We start from the raw sequence: 15,874 nt of genomic DNA, 5'->3' as shown, positions 1-15,874 counted from the left end.
GGGACGACGACGGCGGCGAAGGGGCGGTCGCCTCAGGCCAGCCAGACCATCATCCGGCACGGCGTCGGCTCGCCCCGCGCCTTCGACGGCCGCATCTTGACCTCGCCGGTGTAGAGGAAGCCGGTCTTGCACAGCACCTGGCCGGACGCGGCGTTGTCGGCGAAGTGCCCGGCGACCACCATCCGCTTGCGCCATTCGTACTTGGCCCAGTCGACCAGGCCGACCGCCGCCTCGGTGGCCAGGCCGCGTCCCCAATAGGCCCGCCCGATCCAGTAGCCCAGCTCCAGCGGCTCGCCCGGCGTGGTGCTGAGGCCGATCGCGCCGATCACGCCCTCGTCCTCAAGCTCGACGACGAAGGTGTTGTCGACCGAGCGGTCCTGGGCCTGCACCGCGCGCACGAAGGCCTCGGCGTCGGCCAGGCCATAGGGCCACGGCATGCGGCTGGTCATGCTCGGAATGGCGTAGTCGTCGCACAGCGCGGCGACGCGCGGCGCATCCTCGGCGCGCGGCGCGCGCAGGGACAGCCGCCGGGTCTCGATCACCGGGGATCTGTCGATCACACACAATGTCCACCTCCCTGACCCGTCTGTGCGGGCCTGAAAACGAAACGGGGAGCCCGGCGTTCCGGACTCCCCGCTTGGGTCTTCGGTCCGGATCGCCTTGGCTCTATTGGAGCGGCGCGATCCGGGAGAGATGTCTCAGATCGCGCTATTCAGCGGCCTGAGCCTGCATCGCCGGAACGACCGTGACGTAGGTTCGGTCGTTGCGCTTGGTTACAAACTTCACCGCGCCGTTGATGGTCGCGAAGAGGGTATGGTCCTTGCCGATGCCGACATTGACGCCCGGCCAGAACTTGGTGCCGCGTTGACGCACGATGATGTTGCCGGCGAGGACGTTCTCACCGCCGAACTTCTTGACGCCGAGGCGCTGGCCGGCGGAGTCGCGCCCGTTGCGCGAGGAGCCGCCCGATTTTTTGTGAGCCATGGTGGTCTCCTAAACCTTTCGAATCTCGTCCTTAGGCCTCTTCGCCGCCTTCGGCCTTCTTGGCCTTGGGCGCGGCGGCCTTCTTCGGCGCAGCCTTCTTGGCCGGGGCTTCCGCCACCGGATCGGCGTGCTCGACGACCGCGGCCTTGACCTTGGGCGAGGCCTTCGAGGCCTTCACGGCCACGTCCTCGACCGTCACGCCGGCCGGCGTGACGGCGGCCGGAACGGCGGCGTCGCCGAGGCCGCGGGCGCGGGCGTCCAGAACGGCCTTGCTGGTCAGGTCGATCTTGCCGTCCCACTTGTCGGTCTTGCCGGCGCCGGCGACCGAGGTGACGCGCACGACAGTCTCAAGCTGGCGATGGCCCTTGGTGCGGCGATAGCCCTGGCGACGGATCTTCTTGAAGATCTTCACCTTCTGACCCTTGCGGGTCTCGATCAGGGCGCCGGTCACCGAAGCGCCGTCGACGGTCGGCGAGCCGACCACGACATCCGCGCCTTCGCCCAGCAGCAGGACCTCATTGAAGGTCACGTTCGCGCCAGCTTCACCGTCGAGCTTTTCGACGACGAGCAGGTCGCCCGCCTTCACCCGGTACTGCTTGCCGCCGGTCTTGATCACCGCGTACATCGCTTCACGCCTCGTCCAGGGACAGCGCGCCTGATCGGACGAGTCCGCGGCGGCGCTGAAAATCGCAAAAAGAATGGAGCCCGCGAGGGGTCCCGCAGGCGAAGGCGCGTCTTATACAGGGCAAACCTTTCGAGTCAATGCGGCGTCGCGCGGCCCGAAGGTCGAAAGCGTCAATTCGGGCCGAGGGCTTCGGGCGTATAACCGCCCGTCAGCATCAGATCCGCCGGCCGCGCCGGGCGGTCCAGGCCGCCGCTCGCGACCGGCGTCGCAAGACGCCGCGAGGCGAGCCGTTCGTCCTCGCCGGCGACGGGAGACGACGATGAGCGCAGATCCCCAAAAACTCGAAGCCTTCATGGGAAAGATGGTCGGCGACATGGGCGCGGCCATCTCCGCCGCCCTGGTCGTGGTCGGCGACAGGCTCGGCCTCTATCGGGCGCTGGCGGAGCTGGGGCCGGCGACGCCGGCCGAACTGGCGGCCCGCGCCGGCGCCGCCGAGCGCTACGTGCGCGAATGGCTCGCCGCCCAGGCCGCCTCCGGCTATGTCGACTACGACAAGGCCGCCGGCCGTTTCTCGATGTCGCCCGAACAGGCCATGGTCTTCGCCGACGAGGGCGGGCCCGCGTTCATGGCCGGCGGCTTCGAGATCCTGGCCGCCATGTTCCGCGACGAGCCCAAGATCACCCAGGCGTTCCGCACCGGCGAAGGCGTCGGCTGGCACGAGCACGACGGCTGCCTGTTCCGCGGCACCGAGCGGTTCTTCCGGCCGGGCTACAACGCCAACCTGGTGTCGTCCTGGATTCCGGCGCTCGAGGACGTCGAGGGGCGGTTGAAGGCGGGCGCGCGGGTCGCCGACGTCGGCTGCGGCCACGGGGCCTCCACGGTGGTGATGGCCAAGGCCTATCCGAACTCGCGGTTCTTCGGCTTCGACTATCACGCCCCGTCGATCGAACGGGCGCGCCAGGCGGCCGAGGAGGCGGGCGTCGGCGACCGGGTCTCGTTCGAGGTCGCCTCGGCCAAGGACTTCCCCGGCCGCGACTACGACATGGCCGCCATATTCGACGCGTTGCACGACATGGGCGATCCGGTCGGGGCCGCCCGCCACATCCGCGAATCGCTGGGCCCGGACGGGGTGTGGATGCTGGTCGAGCCGTTCGCTCACGACGACATGGCCGACAATCTCAATCCCGTCGGCCGGTTGTTCTACTCGGCCTCGACCATGATCTGCACGCCGGCCTCGCTCAGCCAGGAGGTGGGCCTCGGGCTCGGCGCCCAGGCCGGCGAGGCGCGCCTGCGCCAGGTGACCGAGCAGGCCGGCTTCACTCGTTTCCGCCGCGCGGCCGAGACGCCCTTCAACCTGGTGTTCGACGTGCGGCCCTAGGCGGAAAGCGCTCGCCTGTTACAATGTAACGCGCTATAGAGCGCCCATGGCCGTCAAGAGCTTCAACCTGCTGCAGATGGGCGTCGGCGTGCGGCTGGCGATCGCCGGCGCGGCGTGCGCACTGGTCTGGGGCGCCGTGTGGTGGGCGCTGGCGAGCTGATGAGCGCGGTCCGCCTGCACGACCTGACGCTGGGCTATGAGCGTCGCCCCGCCGTCCATCACCTGGACGGCGCGTTCTCGACCTCGCGCCTGACGGCGGTGGTCGGGCCGAACGGTTCGGGCAAGTCGACCCTGCTCAAGGGCGTGGCGGGGGCGCTGCCGCCGCTGGCCGGCCGCATCGAGCTGAACGGCTTCAGGCATCGCGACATCGCCTACCTTCCCCAGGACAACGGCGTCGACAAGCAGTTCCCGATCACCCTCGAGGATCTGGTCGCCCTGGGCTTCTGGCGCCGGCGGGGCCTGTTCGGCGGGCTGACGCGCTCCGACCGCGCCCGCCTGCGCGAGGCCATGGCCGCGGTCGGCCTGGAGGGCTTCGAGAGCCGGGCCATCGGCTCGGTCTCGGGCGGCCAGCTGCAAAGGGCGCTGTTCGCGCGGGTGCTGTTGCAGGACGCCGGCCTCATCCTGCTGGACGAGCCGTTCACGGCCCTGGACGCGCGGACCACCTCGGACCTCATCGACCTGATCCAACGCTGGCCGCGCGAGGGCCGCACGGTGATCATGGTGCTGCACGACCTGGACGTGGTGCGCCAGCTCTGCGGCGACACCTTGCTGCTGGCCCGGGAGAAGGTCGCGTGGGGACCGACTGGCGAGGCCCTGGCCCCGGAGAACTTGTTGGTCGCCCGCCGCCTGTCCGAGGCCTGGAGCGACGATCCGCAGGTCTGCCATCGCCATGACGACGACCATCCGGCCCACGACGAGGCGGAGCACCGGCATTGACGCCTGAACTGGTCGAGGGCGTCGCCTGGAAAAGCGCGGCGGCCGGGGCCCTGGCCCTGGCTTTCGGCGGCGCGCCGCTGGGCGTGCTGCTGATCGCCCGTCGCATGAGCCTGATCGGCGACGCCATGAGCCACGGCATCCTGCCCGGCGCCGCCATCGCCTACCTGCTGGCCGGACCCGACCCGATCGCCCTGACCCTGGGGGCGCTGACGGCCGGCTTCGTGGTCGCCGGGCTGTCCAGCCTGCTGGCCCAGACCCGCCGCCTGCCCGAGGACGCCTCGTTCGCGGTGTTCTATCTCAGCGCCCTGGCGCTGGGGGTGCTGATCCTCGGGCGCGGGGCGCGGCCGGAGGCGCTGCACGACATGCTGTTCGGGGCGGCCACCGCCCTCGACGCCCACGCCCTGGTCCTGGCCGCCGTCGCCGCCACCGCCACCCTGCTCGCCGTCGCCCTGTTCATCCGGGGCTTCCTGGCCGAGAGCGCCGACCCGGTGTTCATGCGGGCCTCGGGGCTGCCCGGCGGCCTTCTGCACCTGATCCTGATGGTGCTGGTGGCGCTCAACCTCGTCGCCGGCTTCAGGGCCTTCGGCGCGCTGATGACCGTCGGCCTGATGATGATCCCCGCCGCCGCGTCGCGCTTCTGGGCGCGGGGCTACGCCGGGCAGGCGGGCGCGGCGGCGCTGATCTCGGCCCTGGCCAGCGGCGGCGGCCTGCTGCTCGCCGGGCGGCTGGGAGTGGAGCCGGGCGCGGTGATGACCCTGTGCGCGGCCGCGCTGTTCGGGGTCTCGGCGCTGTTCGGGATCAATCGCGGGCTGTTGCAGAGCCTGCCGGGCCGGGCCCACCTGAAGGGCTGAGCGGGCGGTCGGCCGGGGCGAAACGCCGCCGGCCGCAATTGGCCCCTCCATTTTCGCCCGCGCCGCTCTACATAGAGGCCATGACCGACAAGACCCCCGTGACCGTGCTGACCGGCTATCTCGGCGCCGGCAAGACCACGCTGCTCAACCGCATCCTGTCCGAGGACCACGGCAAGCGCTACGCCGTCATCGTCAACGAGTTCGGCGAGATCGGCATCGACAACGACCTGGTGGTCGGCGCCGACGAAGAAGTGTTCGAGATGAACAACGGTTGCGTCTGCTGCACCGTGCGCGGCGACCTGATCCGCGTGGTCCAGGGCCTGATGAAGCGCAAGGGCCGGTTCGACGCCATCATCGTAGAGACCACCGGCCTGGCCGATCCAGGCCCCGTGGCCCAGACCTTCTTCGTCGACGACGACGTCAAGGCCAGGGCCAGGCTCGATTCGGTCACCGCCGTGGTCGACGCCAAGCACGTGCTGCTGCGCCTGTCCGATTCCAGGGAGGCGGCCGAGCAGATCGCCTTCGCCGACCAGATCGTGCTGAACAAGACCGACCTCGTCGACGAGAACGAGCTGAAGCTGATCGAGGCGCGCATCCGCCGGCTCAACCCGCTGGCGCCGATCCACCGCGCCCAGCGTTCGAACGTGGCGCTGGACGCCATCCTCGGCCGCGGCGGCTTCGACCTCGACCGCATCCTGGACCTGGAGCCGGAGTTCCTCAATCCGGCCCATGGCGAGCCGGGCCACGTGCACGACGAGCACTGCGATCATGACCACGGCCACGATCATGGCCATCACCACCACCACAATCACGCCGCCGACATCCATGACGAGGCGATCAAGGGCGTTTCGCTGCGCCTCGACCGCCCGGTCGACGGCCAAAAGGTCAGCAGCTGGCTGAACGACCTGCTGGCCAAGCAGGGGCCGGACATCCTGCGCGCCAAGGGCATCGTCGACGTGAAGGGCGAGGACCGGCGGCTGGTGTTCCAGGCGGTGCACATGATCCTGGAAGGCGATCTCCAGCGCGAATGGCGCGAGGACGAGGATCGCTACAGCCGCATGGTGTTCATCGGCCGCAATCTCGACGAGGCGGCGCTGAAGGCCGGCTTCGAGGCCTGCGCGGCCTAGGTTGGCGGGCGCGGCGTCATCCTGGATCGGCCGTGCAGGCCGTCCGGGATGACGAAGAAGCGGATGGCCCAAAAACAAAATCGGCCGGCGTCGTCAGACGCCGGCCGATCGAATGCCTGAACCCTGGGTTCGGCGCTTAGCCGTTCAGGTTCTCGTTGACCAGGGCCACCTTGTAGAAGCCGTCGGTCTGCAGCTGGTTCACCACGCCCATGAAGTCCTTGTAGTGGACTTCGCGGTCGGCGCGGATGAACACGGCTTCGTTGCGGTCGATCTTGGCCGACAGGTCGGCGCCCAGACGGTCGAGGCTGGTGGCGTTGCCGCCGATGAACAGGTCGCCGGTCTTCGAGATCGAGATGAAGGTCGGTTCCTTCGGCTTCGCGCCCGGGGGCGGCGGAACGGCCGGCGGCAGGTCGAGCTTGATCGAAACGGTCGCCATCGGCACGGCGACCATGAAGATGATCAGCAGCACGAGCAGGATGTCGACGAAAGGCGTGACGTTGATATCGGAATTCTGGCCGAGGGAGTATTTCGAGCCCCCCGAACCGGCAAGCTTGGCGCCCATAGACGACGTCTCCTCATCACCCGCGCGCCGCGGGCCTACGATCTTTATCGCCCTTTAGCGTCGGCGGACGCGAAGGTAAAGCCCACTAAACACCGATGTAACGCCGGTCGGCGTTTAGCCGCCTCCCGGCGCCCGTCTGGCGTGCGCCGGGGGCGTCCGACGCGCGCGGACGGCGAGACGCCGCCGCGGGAGCGAGGCGAGCGGCGAGGGCGCGGCGGGGCTCGCCTCGCGGGCCCCGGTGGGTTATGCGCGGGGCATGAGCCAGGATTTCGACGCCTACGTCACCGCCGCCCTGTTCGACCGCGAAGGCCGCGCCAGCTTCGCCCTGGGCGACGGGGTGGTGCGCCTGCTGCACGGCGACGGCTATGTCTCGGTCGAGGCGCACGACGGGGCGGCGCTGTGCGCGGCCGTCCATCCGGGCGGGCGGGGCGTAGTCACCGGCGGCGACGACGGCCGGCTGGTCTGGTCGCGGATCGAGGGCGACGAGGTGGTCGCCACGGTCCTGGCCGAGATCAAGGGGCGCTGGATCGACGCCGTCGCCGCCAGCCGCGAATCGGGCCTGATCGCCTTCGCCGCCGGGCGCGAGGCGCATGTGCGCGACATCGCCGACCCGAGGTTCGCCCGCGTCTTCACGCACGAGAAGTCGGTCTCCGACGTCGCCTTCGATCCCAAGGGGCGGCGGCTGGCGGTCGCCACCTATGGCGGGGTCATGCTGTGGTACGCCCGCATCGCCGAGCAGAAGCCGACCTTGCTGAAATGGGCCGGCAGCCATGTCGGCGTGTCGTTCAGCCTCGACGGCAAGTTCCTGATCTCGTCGATGCAGGAGAATCAGCTGCACGGCTGGCGGCTGGCCGACGCCAAGGACATGCGCATGGGCGGCTATCCGGCCAAGGTGAAGAGCCTCGCCTTCCTGGCCAAGGGCATGCTGATGGCCACCAGCGGCGCCAACGGCGTGGTGGTGTGGCCGTTCGGCGGGGCCAACGGCCCGATGGGCAAGGAAGCCAGCGAGGTCGGCTTCGACCAGAGCGCCCTGGTCACGCGGGTGGCCGGGACGGCGGACGGGACCGTGCTGGCCGCCGGGCTCGACGACGGCCGCGTCTGGGTCTGCGACCTGACCTCGCGGCGGATCGAGACGATCAAGGCCGACAAGGGCGCGCCGATCAGCGCCCTGGCCGTGACCGCCAGGGGCGACCGCGTCGCCTGGGGCGACGAGGACGGCCTGGCGGGGGTGGCGACCTCCCCGGCGCTGGGGTGAGCCTGGCGGCCGCCTAGGCGAACCCCCGCATCTGCGCCCAGGTCTCGAACGGGTCGCGGCGGGTGCGCAGGGTGTTGATGGGGTGGGCGTCGTCGCGCCAGCCCAGGGCCATGCCCGCGAACAGCATATGGTCGTCGGGCAGGTCGAGGGCCGCGCCCACGGTCTGCGGCAGGCGGGCCCAGAACTCCTGCGGGCAGGTGTCGAGGCCGCGCTCGACGGCCAGCAGCATCACCGTCTGCATATACATGCCGACGTCGGCCCATTGCGGCGGGCCGAGCTTGCGGTCGAGGCAGAAGAACAGGCCGACCGGCGCGCCGAAGAACTGCCCGTTCTTGGCCAGCTGCATCAGGCGGCCCAGGCGGTTGTCGCGCTCTATGCCGATGGTGGCGTAGAGGTCCTCGCCGCATTCGTAGCGGCGGGTGCGGAAGGGCTCCCAGAGGTTGGGCGGATAGACGTCGTACTCGGTCGGCTCGGCCTGGGTCGGATCGGCCAGCCGGGCCGACGCCTCGGCCTTCAGCGCCGCCAGCGGCTCGCCGGCGAGGGCGTAGACGCGCCAGGGCTGGAGGTTGCCGCCGGAGGGCGCGCGGTGGGCGGCCTCGAGGATTTCGCGGACCAGGGCCGCCGGCACCGGGTCGGGTTTGAAGGCGCGGACGGAGATGCGGCGCTGGACGGCCTCGGTGACGTTCATGGTAAGTCCGGAGCGAGAAGGGGAGCGGCCCGAGTCGTTAGCACCGCGCCCCTGCGTCAGGGCAAGGAGTTTTGCAGCGTGGCGAGCGGCAAGAAACCCAGGGCCGTCCCGGCGGCGAGAGCCCGGCCGGCCGGCTCCGGCGGCTTCTGGCGGACGGTCCGCCGCATCCTCGGCGTCCTGGTCCTCGTGCTGCTGATCGGGCCGCCGCTGCTGGTGCTGGTCTATCGTTTCGCGCCGCCGCCGGCGACGATCCTGATGCTGGAGCGCGTCGTGCAGGGGCGGGGCATGGACTATCGCTGGCGGCCGATCTCGCGCATCTCGCCGGCCCTGGTGCAGGCGGCGGTCGCGGCCGAGGACGCCCGCTTCTGCGATCACCACGGCTTCGACATCGACGCCATGGAGAAGGCGATGGCGCACAACGACCGCCGCCCGAACAAGATCCGGGGCGGCTCGACCATCAGCCAGCAGACGGCCAAGAACGTCTTCCTCTGGCCGGACCGGTCCTATGTGCGCAAGGGGCTGGAAGCCTATTACACCGTGCTGATCGAGGCGATCTGGGGCAAGCGCCGGATCATGGAGACCTATCTCAACGTGGTCGAGATGGGGCCGGGCGTCTATGGCGCGGAGGCCGCCGCCCAGCGCTACTTTCACACCAGCGCCGCCTCGCTGACCCGCGCCCAGGCGGCGGGCCTGGTGGCGGTGCTGCCCAGTCCCCTGAAGTGGAAGGCCGCCAATCCCGGGCCCTATGTGCAGAAGCGCACGCGCAAGATCGACGGGCGGATGGGCGTCGTGCGCGACGACGGCCTGGCGGAGTGCGTGATCGACTAGATGATGATCGACTGGCGCGACCGCCTGCAAGGCGGCGCCGGGCCGGCCGTCAGCGGCGCGGTTTGAACGACAGCGAGAAGGCGACCATGTCGTCGTCGCGGTTGTCCATGCCCTTCAGGCTGGCCGAGCTGCTGGGTTTGATCTCGCGGTGCAGATAGCCGAACGAGGCCTGCATCGCGCCCTTGCGCCAGCCCACGCCCGCCTGGGCGTCACCGATCAGGGCGCTGGCCGGATCGGTGGACCAGTTGGCCCGGCGGAAGTCGCCCTGGCTGTCGCGCAGCATGTTCAGGCCGACGGCCCGGCCGCTGGCGGCGGCGAACAGGTACCAGCGCCCGCGATTGCCGAAGCTGGACCCGTCGACCGTCTTGATCCCGAGGCCGTTCAGCCGTTCGCGCACGCGGCTGTCGACGTCCTGGCCGAACTGGATCATCGCCCCGGCCTCGGCCGAGCCGCCGGCGTTGGACATGCCGACGCCGGCGTGCGGCGAGACGTCGAGGGCGTAGTCGCCGGTCTTGAACTTCAAGGCCGAAGGCCAGCCGCGGGTGTAGGTGACGTCGAAGGCCTCGGCGTCGGGATCGAGCAGGCTGTCCGGCCGGGCCAGCACCAGGCCGCCCGCGCCCCGGGCCACGCCGCCGACCGACATGCGCAGGGAATCGACCGCGCCGTCGGAGCCGTCGCCCAGCGTCACCTCGTTGGTGCGCCAGCGCGCCAGGCCCGACCCGTCGATCAGCCGGTCGGTCTGCGACAGCCGGATCGGGTCGAGCGTCGTGCCGGTGTAGGCGGGGAAGGCGAACGGCCCGCCTACGGCGGCGCTGACGCGTTCGTCGCGCACGCCCAGGGTCGTTGCGGAATAGGCGGGGGCGAAGCCTGCGCCGTCGTCGGCGCGGGCGGAGAACTGTCCGCCGCTGTTCAGCTTGAGGCTGGGGGCCGCGGGCGTGGCGGCGGCCGGATCGACGAAGGCGGCCCGGGCCAGCGCGGCTTTCGCCGCCTTGGAGGACGGGTGGGCGCAGGCTTGCCCGGCTTGGCCCATGGAGGCCACGGCCGTGCAGGTCGCCACAACCACTCCCAACCTCCGGTCCATCGGCCGGTCCCTCACCCCTGATCGCTAGTGCTTATCGAAAAGCTTTCTTCGCGACACTTATTACGTGCTTGTAACAGATTAATGAGGCTGGTCGTTCCGATGTAAATAACAAAAAACGGCGCCTTTACAAAAAAGCGCCGCTCTAAAGTTAAATCGCAACAGGCTCTGTTACTGGCAGGCGAGGCATTCCTCGTAGTCCGTGCGGGGCGTCTCCAGCGCCTCGGAAGTCGTGACCGCGCCTTCGCCGCCGGCGAAGGCCGCCCGCTGCACCGACTTCGAACGCAGGTAGTAGAGCGACTTCACGCCGCGCTCCCACGCAGAATAGTGCAGCATGTGCAGGTCCCATTTGTCGACGTCGCCGGGCAGGAAGACGTTGAGGGACTGCGACTGGCAGATCTCGGGCGTCCGGTCGGCGGCCAGCTCGACCACCCAACGCTGATCCAGTTCGAAGGCGGTCTTGTAGATGTCCTTCTCGTCCTGGCTGAGGAAGTCCAGGTGCTGGACCGATCCTTCGTTTTCCAGGATCGAGGCCCAGACCGCATCGGTGTTGCGGGCCTTTTCTTCGAGAAGACCTTCCAGGTAGGGATTCTTGACCGCGAAAGAGCCCGACAGGGTCTTGTGCGTGTAGATGTTGGCCGGGATCGGCTCGATGCCGGCGCTGGTGCCGCCGCAGATGATCGAGATCGAGGCGGTCGGGGCGATGGCCAGCTTGTGCGAGAACCGCTCCATCACGCCGCGCTCCTCGGCGTCGGGGCAGGCGCCGCGCTCTTCGGCCAGGGTGCGGCTGGCCTTGTCGGCCTCGCGGCGCAGGTGCTTGAACAGCCGCATGTTCCACGACTTGGCCAGGGCGCTCTCGAAGGGCACGTTCTGGCTTTGCAGGAACGAGTGGAAGCCCATCAGGCCCAGGCCCACCGAACGCTCGCGCGTGGCGGCGTACTTGGCCGGGCCCATGGCGTCGGGCGCGCGGTCGATGAAGTCCTGCAGCACGTTGTCGAGGAAGCGCATGACGTCTTCGACGAAGGTCGGATGGTCGCGCCATTCCAGGAACTTCTCGGCGTTGACCGAGGACAGGCAGCAGACGGCGGTGCGCTCGCGGCCCAGGTGGTCCTTGCCGGTCGGCAGCATGATCTCCGAGCACAGGTTCGACTGCTTGACCTTGAGGCCGAGCTCGCGCTGGTGCTGGGGCAGGGCGCGGTTCACCGTGCCCTCGAAGATCAGGTAGGGCTCGCCGGTCTGCAGGCGGATCTCGAGGATCTTCTGCCACAGGCCGCGGGCGTCGACGTTGCGCACCACTTCGCCGGTCTTGGGCGAGAGCAGGCCGAACGGCTTGCCGTCGCGCACGGCCTCCATGAACGCGTCGGTGATCGAGATGCCGTGGTGCAGGTTGAGGGACTTGCGGTTGAAGTCTCCCGACGGCTTGCGGATTTCGAGGAACTCTTCGATTTCGGGGTGGTGGATGTCCAGATAGACCGCCGCCGAGCCCCGGCGCAGGCTGCCCTGGCTGATGGCCAGGGTCAGGCTGTCCATCACACGGATGAAGGGGATGATGCCGCTGGTCTGGCCCTGGCCCTTGACCTTCTCGCCGATGGAGCGGACCCCGCCCCAATAGGTGCCGATGCCGCCGCCGTTGGAGGCCAGCCAGACGTTCTCGTTCCAGACGCCGACGATGCCTTCCAGCGAATCGGAGACGGCGTTCAGGAAGCAGCTGATCGGCAGGCCGCGATCGGCGCCGCCGTTCGACAGCACCGGCGTGGCCGGCATGAACCAGAGCTTGGAGATGTAGTCGTAGATGCGCTGGGCGTGGTCGGCGTCGTCGGCGTAGGCGGTGGCCACGCGGGCGAACATGTCCTGGTACGACTCGCCGGGCAGGAGGTAGCGATCCTCCAGCGTCCGCTTGCCGAATTCGGTGATCAGGGCGTCGCGCGCGCGGTCGACCTCGACCTTGCGCACCAGCTGGAGCTGCGGCCGCTCGCCGGGACGGGTCTTGGCGAACGCGGCCTCTGAGGAGACTGGTTTCGTCGCTTCACTGCCCATCATGACCCTACTCACCCATACGGTTACGGCTCGGCGACAGGGCCCCTCCCCGCCGCCGCAAGCTCTACATCTTGTGGGGTGGAACCCCAACAGCCCGATATATGGGGCCATAGGGTTGATGGACCGTCAACGGGTCGATGTGTCGTTAACCGGACTTTTTCGTTAAGAACCTGTTGATGACGCGCCGTGCGAACGGGCGCCGTTAAGGCCTTGGCAGGAAACGCGACCTTGTGGTCACGGACGTGTGACAATCACGCCTCCGACCGACGTCCTCAAGCCTGGGCGAGTCGCGCCTCGCGCAGTTGGGAACGCCGCACCTTGCCGGCCTCGTCGCGCAGGGGCTGGTCGATCAGTTCGACGCTTCTCGGCCGCTTGTAGCTGACCAGCCGACCTTCGAGATGGCGCATCAGGTCGCCGATGTCGAGTCCCGGACGGGGCTGGACGATGGCGTGGACCCGGGCGCCCAGGTCCTCGTCGGGCAGGCCGATGACGCAGCTCGACTGCACCAGCGGGTGCTCGTCGATCGCCGCCTCGACCTCGGCCGGATAGACGTTGGAGCCGCCGACCAGGATCATGTCGGTGCGCCGGTCGGCGAGGTAGAGGAACCCTTCGGCGTCGAATCGGCCGATGTCGCCCAGCGACTCCCAACCCTCGGTCAGGGCGCGGGCGTCGGCGCCGCGATAGTGGTAGGTGGCCGGCGCGCCGTCGGCGGGCTTCATGTAGATCTCGCCGACCTCGTCGGGACCGGCTTCGGAGCCGTCGGCCTTGACGATCTTCATCTGGCCGGCCGCCACCCGGCCCACCGAGCCGCGATGGGTCAGCCATTCGGTCCCGCTGATCACGGTGATGGCCTGGGCCTCGGTGCCGGCGTAGAGCTCCATGATCACCTCGCCGCCCAGCCAGCCGATCCAGGCTTCCTTCAGCCAGGGCGGGCAGGGCGCGGCCAGATGCCACACCGTGCGCAGGGACGAGACGTCGTAACCGGCGCGCGTCTCCTCCGGCAGTCGCCAGATGCGGCTCATCATCGTCGGCACCAGATAGAGCCAGGTCGCCTTGTGGCGCGCCACGGCGGCCAGGGTCGCCTCGGCGTCGAACCTCGGGGTCAGCACCAGGTGGCCGCCGGCCAGCATGGCGGCGATCGCCGAGCCGAACGGGCCGTTGTGATAGAGCGGTCCCGGCATCAGCGCCACGGTGTCGGCGTCCAGCCGCCACAGACCGCCGGCCGCGGCGGCCACCACGCTGGGCGCGCCCGACAGGATCAGCTTGGGCTTGCCGGTCGATCCGCCCGAGGTCGGGGCCTTCCAGGACGGCGAGACGGCGTCGGGCAGGTCCGCCTCGTCGTCGCTGAGGGCCAGCAGGCCGTCGATGTCGACCCGGGACCGGTCGACGACGATGTCGGCGCGGGCGATCACCACCGGCGAGGCGGCCAGTTCGACCACCTCGCGCAGTTCGGCCGCCGGCAGCCGCCAGGAGATGGGCTGCGGCGTCGCCCCCAGCTTCCAGCAGGCGAAGGCCGCCTCGATGAACCCGACGCCGTTGGGCAGGCCGATGGTGACGAGGTCGCCGTGCCTGACGCCCAGCTTGGCCAGGGCGCGGGCGATGCGGTTGGTGCGCCGGTGCAGCGCGCCCCAGGTCAGGCTGTCGTTCTCGCAGCTCACCGCCGGCGCGTCGGGCTTTTCGGCGGCCAGCTCCTTGATGCGGGCGGCGAAGGACTGCGGGACGGGGGCTTGGTCGGTCATGCGGCGGGCTTCCTGGGTCACGGCGTCGCCGTCTTGCGCGGCGTTGAAATAGACGTTTGAACGAGCCGGCTCCGGAGGGGAAGAGGCCGCCGCGTCCTCCCCTCCGATTTACAGTCCCAGGCTCAGACGGCGACCGTGAAGGCCGCCTCGGTCTTGGCCTTGACCTCGTCGACCGTGACGCCGGGGGCCAGTTCCTTGAGCGTCACGCCGCCGCCCTTGCGGTCGATCTCGAACACGCCGAGCTCGGTGATCAGCAGGTCGACCACGCCGGCGCCGGTCAGGGGCAGGGTGCATTGCTTGAGCAGCTTGGGCGCGCCCGACTTCTCGCAATGGTCCATGACCACCACCACGCGCTTGACGCCGGCCACCAGGTCCATGGCCCCGCCCATGCCCTTGACCATCTTGCCGGGCACCATCCAGTTGGCCAGGTCGCCGGCTTCCGACACCTGCATCCCGCCGAGGATCGACAGGTTGATATGGCCGCCGCGGATCATGGCGAAGCTGTCGGCGCTGCTGAAGTAGCTCGACTGCGGCAGTTCGGTGATGGTCTGCTTGCCGGCGTTGATCAGGTCGGGGTCGGCCTCGCCCTCATAGGGGAAGGGCCCCATGCCCAGCATGCCGTTCTCGCTCTGCAGCGTCACGTGCACGCCCTCGGGGATGTAGTTGGCCACCAGGGTCGGGATGCCGATGCCGAGGTTCACATAGAAGCCGTCCTGCAGCTCCTTGGCCGCGCGGGCGGCCATGTCGTCACGGGTCCAGGCCATTACGCGGCGTCCTTCTGGCGGGTGGTGACGCGCTCGATGCGCTTTTCGAACACCGCGCCCTTGAGGATGCGGTTCACGAAGATTCCGGGGGTGTGGATGGCGTCGTGGTCCAGCTCGCCGATCCCGACCAGCTCCTCGACCTCGGCCACCGTCACCTTGCCGGCCGTGGCCATCATCGGATTGAAGTTCCGCGCCGTCTTCCGATAGACGAGGTTGCCCTCGGCGTCGCCCTTCCAGGCCTTGACGATGGCGAGGTCGGCGGTCAGGCCGCGCTCCATGACGTAGAGCTCGCCGTCGAACTCGCGCACGTCCTTGCCCTCGGCGACCAGGGTGCCGACGCCGGTCTTGGTGAAGAAGGCCGGGATGCCGGCGCCGCCGGCGCGGATGCGCTCGGCCAGGGTGCCCTGCGGATTGAACTCCAGCTCCAGTTCGCCCGACAGGTAGAGCTGCTCGAACAGCTTGTTCTCGCCGACATAGGACGAGATCATCTTCTTGATCTGGCCGCCGGCCAGCAGGATCCCGAGGCCGAAGTCGTCGACGCCGCAGTTGTTGGAGACCACGGTCAGGTCCTTCACCCCGCTCTCGCGGATGGCCGCGATCAGGTTTTCCGGAATGCCGCACAGGCCGAAGCCGCCGGCCATGATGGTCATGCCGTCGAACAACAGCCCGGCGAGCGCCGCCGTCGCGTCCGTCTGAACTTTACTGGCCATCGGATCTCCCCAGGTTGGCGCTTCGACGCGCATTGCTGACGCGGCCGCGGCTGGAGGTCCAGTCCGTCGGCGGTCGCGCCCGAACTTCTCTTGCGTGGCGCCCTTTCCATCCACGGCGGGCGCACCCACCTGATACGGACGACGCCAGGCGGAATGCGATCCGGTCCGCCGCCGGGGGCGCGTCCGTCAGGGGCGCGCTCGTACTCCTCCTAGCGCCGCCCGCCCCCTTATTTCAACTGCTGTTGAATATCGTGTTCTTCACAAATCGTGCGAAGGTCCGGCGCGTCGCCGCCTGGGCTGGATCGTGACGAC

The 15,874-nt window shown here is 69.3% G+C and carries 16 protein-coding genes; 6 read left to right on the top strand and 10 right to left on the bottom strand.

Translation table 11 applies throughout. The features are described 5' to 3' along the window. Positions 1–32: 32 nt before the first annotated feature. From C5708_RS10850 to rplU, 3 genes are all read right to left on the bottom strand, one after another. On the bottom strand, positions 33–566 hold the full coding sequence (locus C5708_RS10850; protein WP_242920889.1) for a GNAT family N-acetyltransferase: 534 nt from the start codon (positions 564–566) through the stop codon (positions 33–35). Between the two features lie 142 nt (positions 567–708). Further along, positions 709–984: a 50S ribosomal protein L27 gene (rpmA, locus tag C5708_RS10845; protein ID WP_242920887.1), complete on the bottom strand. Its 276-nt coding sequence runs from the start codon at positions 982–984 to the stop codon at positions 709–711. A gap of 31 nt (positions 985–1,015) precedes the next feature. Further along, complete coding sequence (rplU, locus tag C5708_RS10840; protein WP_242920885.1) at positions 1,016–1,609, bottom strand: 50S ribosomal protein L21; 594 nt, start codon at positions 1,607–1,609, stop codon at positions 1,016–1,018. A gap of 319 nt (positions 1,610–1,928) precedes the next feature. Between rplU and C5708_RS10835 the strand changes: the two genes are divergently transcribed. The 4 genes from C5708_RS10835 to C5708_RS10820 all read left to right on the top strand — a co-directional run bounded on the left by C5708_RS10835 (position 1,929) and on the right by C5708_RS10820 (position 5,901). Then, a complete protein-coding gene (locus tag C5708_RS10835) occupies positions 1,929–2,987 on the top strand; it encodes a class I SAM-dependent methyltransferase (RefSeq protein WP_242920883.1) in 1,059 nt (352 codons plus the stop codon). 159 nt (positions 2,988–3,146) lie between these two features. After that, entirely contained in the window at positions 3,147–3,923 is a 777-nt protein-coding gene (aztA, locus tag C5708_RS10830; protein WP_242920881.1) for a zinc ABC transporter ATP-binding protein AztA, read from the top strand. Next, the gene (locus C5708_RS10825; protein WP_242920879.1) at positions 3,920–4,774 is read left to right on the top strand and encodes a metal ABC transporter permease; all 855 of its coding nucleotides are present in this window, start codon (positions 3,920–3,922) and stop codon (positions 4,772–4,774) included. The genes aztA and C5708_RS10825 overlap by 4 nt, the downstream gene beginning before the upstream one ends. Before the next feature lie 80 nt (positions 4,775–4,854). Continuing rightward, positions 4,855–5,901, top strand: coding sequence for a GTP-binding protein (locus C5708_RS10820; RefSeq protein ID WP_242920877.1), 1,047 nt, complete (start codon positions 4,855–4,857; stop codon positions 5,899–5,901). A 136-nt stretch (positions 5,902–6,037) separates the two neighbouring features. Here the strand turns inward: C5708_RS10820 and C5708_RS10815 are convergent, their stop codons facing one another. Next, positions 6,038–6,463 (bottom strand): biopolymer transporter ExbD, encoded by a 426-nt coding sequence (locus tag C5708_RS10815; RefSeq protein ID WP_242920875.1) that lies wholly within the window; start codon positions 6,461–6,463, stop codon positions 6,038–6,040. Positions 6,464–6,719: 256 nt separating this feature from the next. On the opposite strand from C5708_RS10815, the gene C5708_RS10810 reads away from it, so the two are divergent. Further along, positions 6,720–7,718 (top strand): WD40 repeat domain-containing protein, encoded by a 999-nt coding sequence (locus C5708_RS10810; RefSeq protein WP_242920873.1) that lies wholly within the window; start codon positions 6,720–6,722, stop codon positions 7,716–7,718. A gap of 13 nt (positions 7,719–7,731) precedes the next feature. Here the strand turns inward: C5708_RS10810 and C5708_RS10805 are convergent, their stop codons facing one another. Continuing rightward, on the bottom strand, positions 7,732–8,406 hold the full coding sequence (locus tag C5708_RS10805; protein ID WP_242920871.1) for a nitroreductase: 675 nt from the start codon (positions 8,404–8,406) through the stop codon (positions 7,732–7,734). 165 nt (positions 8,407–8,571) lie between these two features. Here C5708_RS10805 and mtgA point away from each other — a divergent pair, with 165 nt between their 5' ends. Then, entirely contained in the window at positions 8,572–9,234 is a 663-nt protein-coding gene (gene mtgA / locus C5708_RS10800; protein ID WP_242921098.1) for a monofunctional biosynthetic peptidoglycan transglycosylase, read from the top strand. Positions 9,235–9,283: 49 nt separating this feature from the next. Here mtgA and C5708_RS10795 read toward each other — a convergent pair whose 3' ends face one another. From C5708_RS10795 to C5708_RS10775, 5 genes are all read right to left on the bottom strand, one after another. Then, positions 9,284–10,291: a lipid A-modifier LpxR family protein gene (locus C5708_RS10795; protein ID WP_242920869.1), complete on the bottom strand. Its 1,008-nt coding sequence runs from the start codon at positions 10,289–10,291 to the stop codon at positions 9,284–9,286. Positions 10,292–10,483: 192 nt separating this feature from the next. Further along, entirely contained in the window at positions 10,484–12,352 is a 1,869-nt protein-coding gene (locus tag C5708_RS10790) for a ribonucleoside-diphosphate reductase subunit alpha (protein WP_242920867.1), read from the bottom strand. Positions 12,353–12,621: 269 nt separating this feature from the next. Next, positions 12,622–14,088, bottom strand: a complete 1,467-nt coding sequence (locus C5708_RS10785; RefSeq protein WP_242920865.1) for an AMP-binding protein — start codon at positions 14,086–14,088, stop codon at positions 12,622–12,624. Positions 14,089–14,210: 122 nt separating this feature from the next. After that, positions 14,211–14,852 (bottom strand): CoA transferase subunit B, encoded by a 642-nt coding sequence (locus C5708_RS10780; protein ID WP_242920863.1) that lies wholly within the window; start codon positions 14,850–14,852, stop codon positions 14,211–14,213. Continuing rightward, positions 14,852–15,562, bottom strand: a complete 711-nt coding sequence (locus C5708_RS10775) for a CoA transferase subunit A (protein ID WP_242920861.1) — start codon at positions 15,560–15,562, stop codon at positions 14,852–14,854. The genes C5708_RS10780 and C5708_RS10775 overlap by 1 nt, the downstream gene beginning before the upstream one ends. Between the last annotated feature and the right edge of the window lie 312 nt (positions 15,563–15,874).

The organism is Caulobacter sp. CCUG 60055 (genome assembly GCF_022750545.1).
GTDB lineage: Bacteria > Pseudomonadota > Alphaproteobacteria > Caulobacterales > Caulobacteraceae > PUIC01.
Note: the sequence above shows the minus strand (reverse complement) of the source record. Positions and strands in the feature narration are given on the sequence as shown.

Excerpts from the sequence above, each read along its gene's own strand:
- C5708_RS10790 (WP_242920867.1), bottom strand. The coding sequence starts at position 12,352 with ATGATGGGCAGTGAAGCGACGAAACCAGTCTCCTCAGAGGCCGCGTTC.
- aztA (WP_242920881.1), top strand. The coding sequence starts at position 3,147 with ATGAGCGCGGTCCGCCTGCACGACCTGACGCTGGGCTATGAGCGTCGC.
- C5708_RS10815 (WP_242920875.1), bottom strand. The coding sequence starts at position 6,463 with ATGGGCGCCAAGCTTGCCGGTTCGGGGGGCTCGAAATACTCCCTCGGC.
- C5708_RS10810 (WP_242920873.1), top strand. The coding sequence starts at position 6,720 with ATGAGCCAGGATTTCGACGCCTACGTCACCGCCGCCCTGTTCGACCGC.
- C5708_RS10805 (WP_242920871.1), bottom strand. The coding sequence starts at position 8,406 with ATGAACGTCACCGAGGCCGTCCAGCGCCGCATCTCCGTCCGCGCCTTC.
- C5708_RS10820 (WP_242920877.1), top strand. The coding sequence starts at position 4,855 with ATGACCGACAAGACCCCCGTGACCGTGCTGACCGGCTATCTCGGCGCC.
- rplU (WP_242920885.1), bottom strand. The coding sequence starts at position 1,609 with ATGTACGCGGTGATCAAGACCGGCGGCAAGCAGTACCGGGTGAAGGCG.
- C5708_RS10785 (WP_242920865.1), bottom strand. The coding sequence starts at position 14,088 with ATGACCGACCAAGCCCCCGTCCCGCAGTCCTTCGCCGCCCGCATCAAG.
- C5708_RS10775 (WP_242920861.1), bottom strand. The coding sequence starts at position 15,562 with ATGGCCAGTAAAGTTCAGACGGACGCGACGGCGGCGCTCGCCGGGCTG.
- rpmA (WP_242920887.1), bottom strand. The coding sequence starts at position 984 with ATGGCTCACAAAAAATCGGGCGGCTCCTCGCGCAACGGGCGCGACTCC.
- C5708_RS10780 (WP_242920863.1), bottom strand. The coding sequence starts at position 14,852 with ATGGCCTGGACCCGTGACGACATGGCCGCCCGCGCGGCCAAGGAGCTG.
- C5708_RS10835 (WP_242920883.1), top strand. The coding sequence starts at position 1,929 with ATGAGCGCAGATCCCCAAAAACTCGAAGCCTTCATGGGAAAGATGGTC.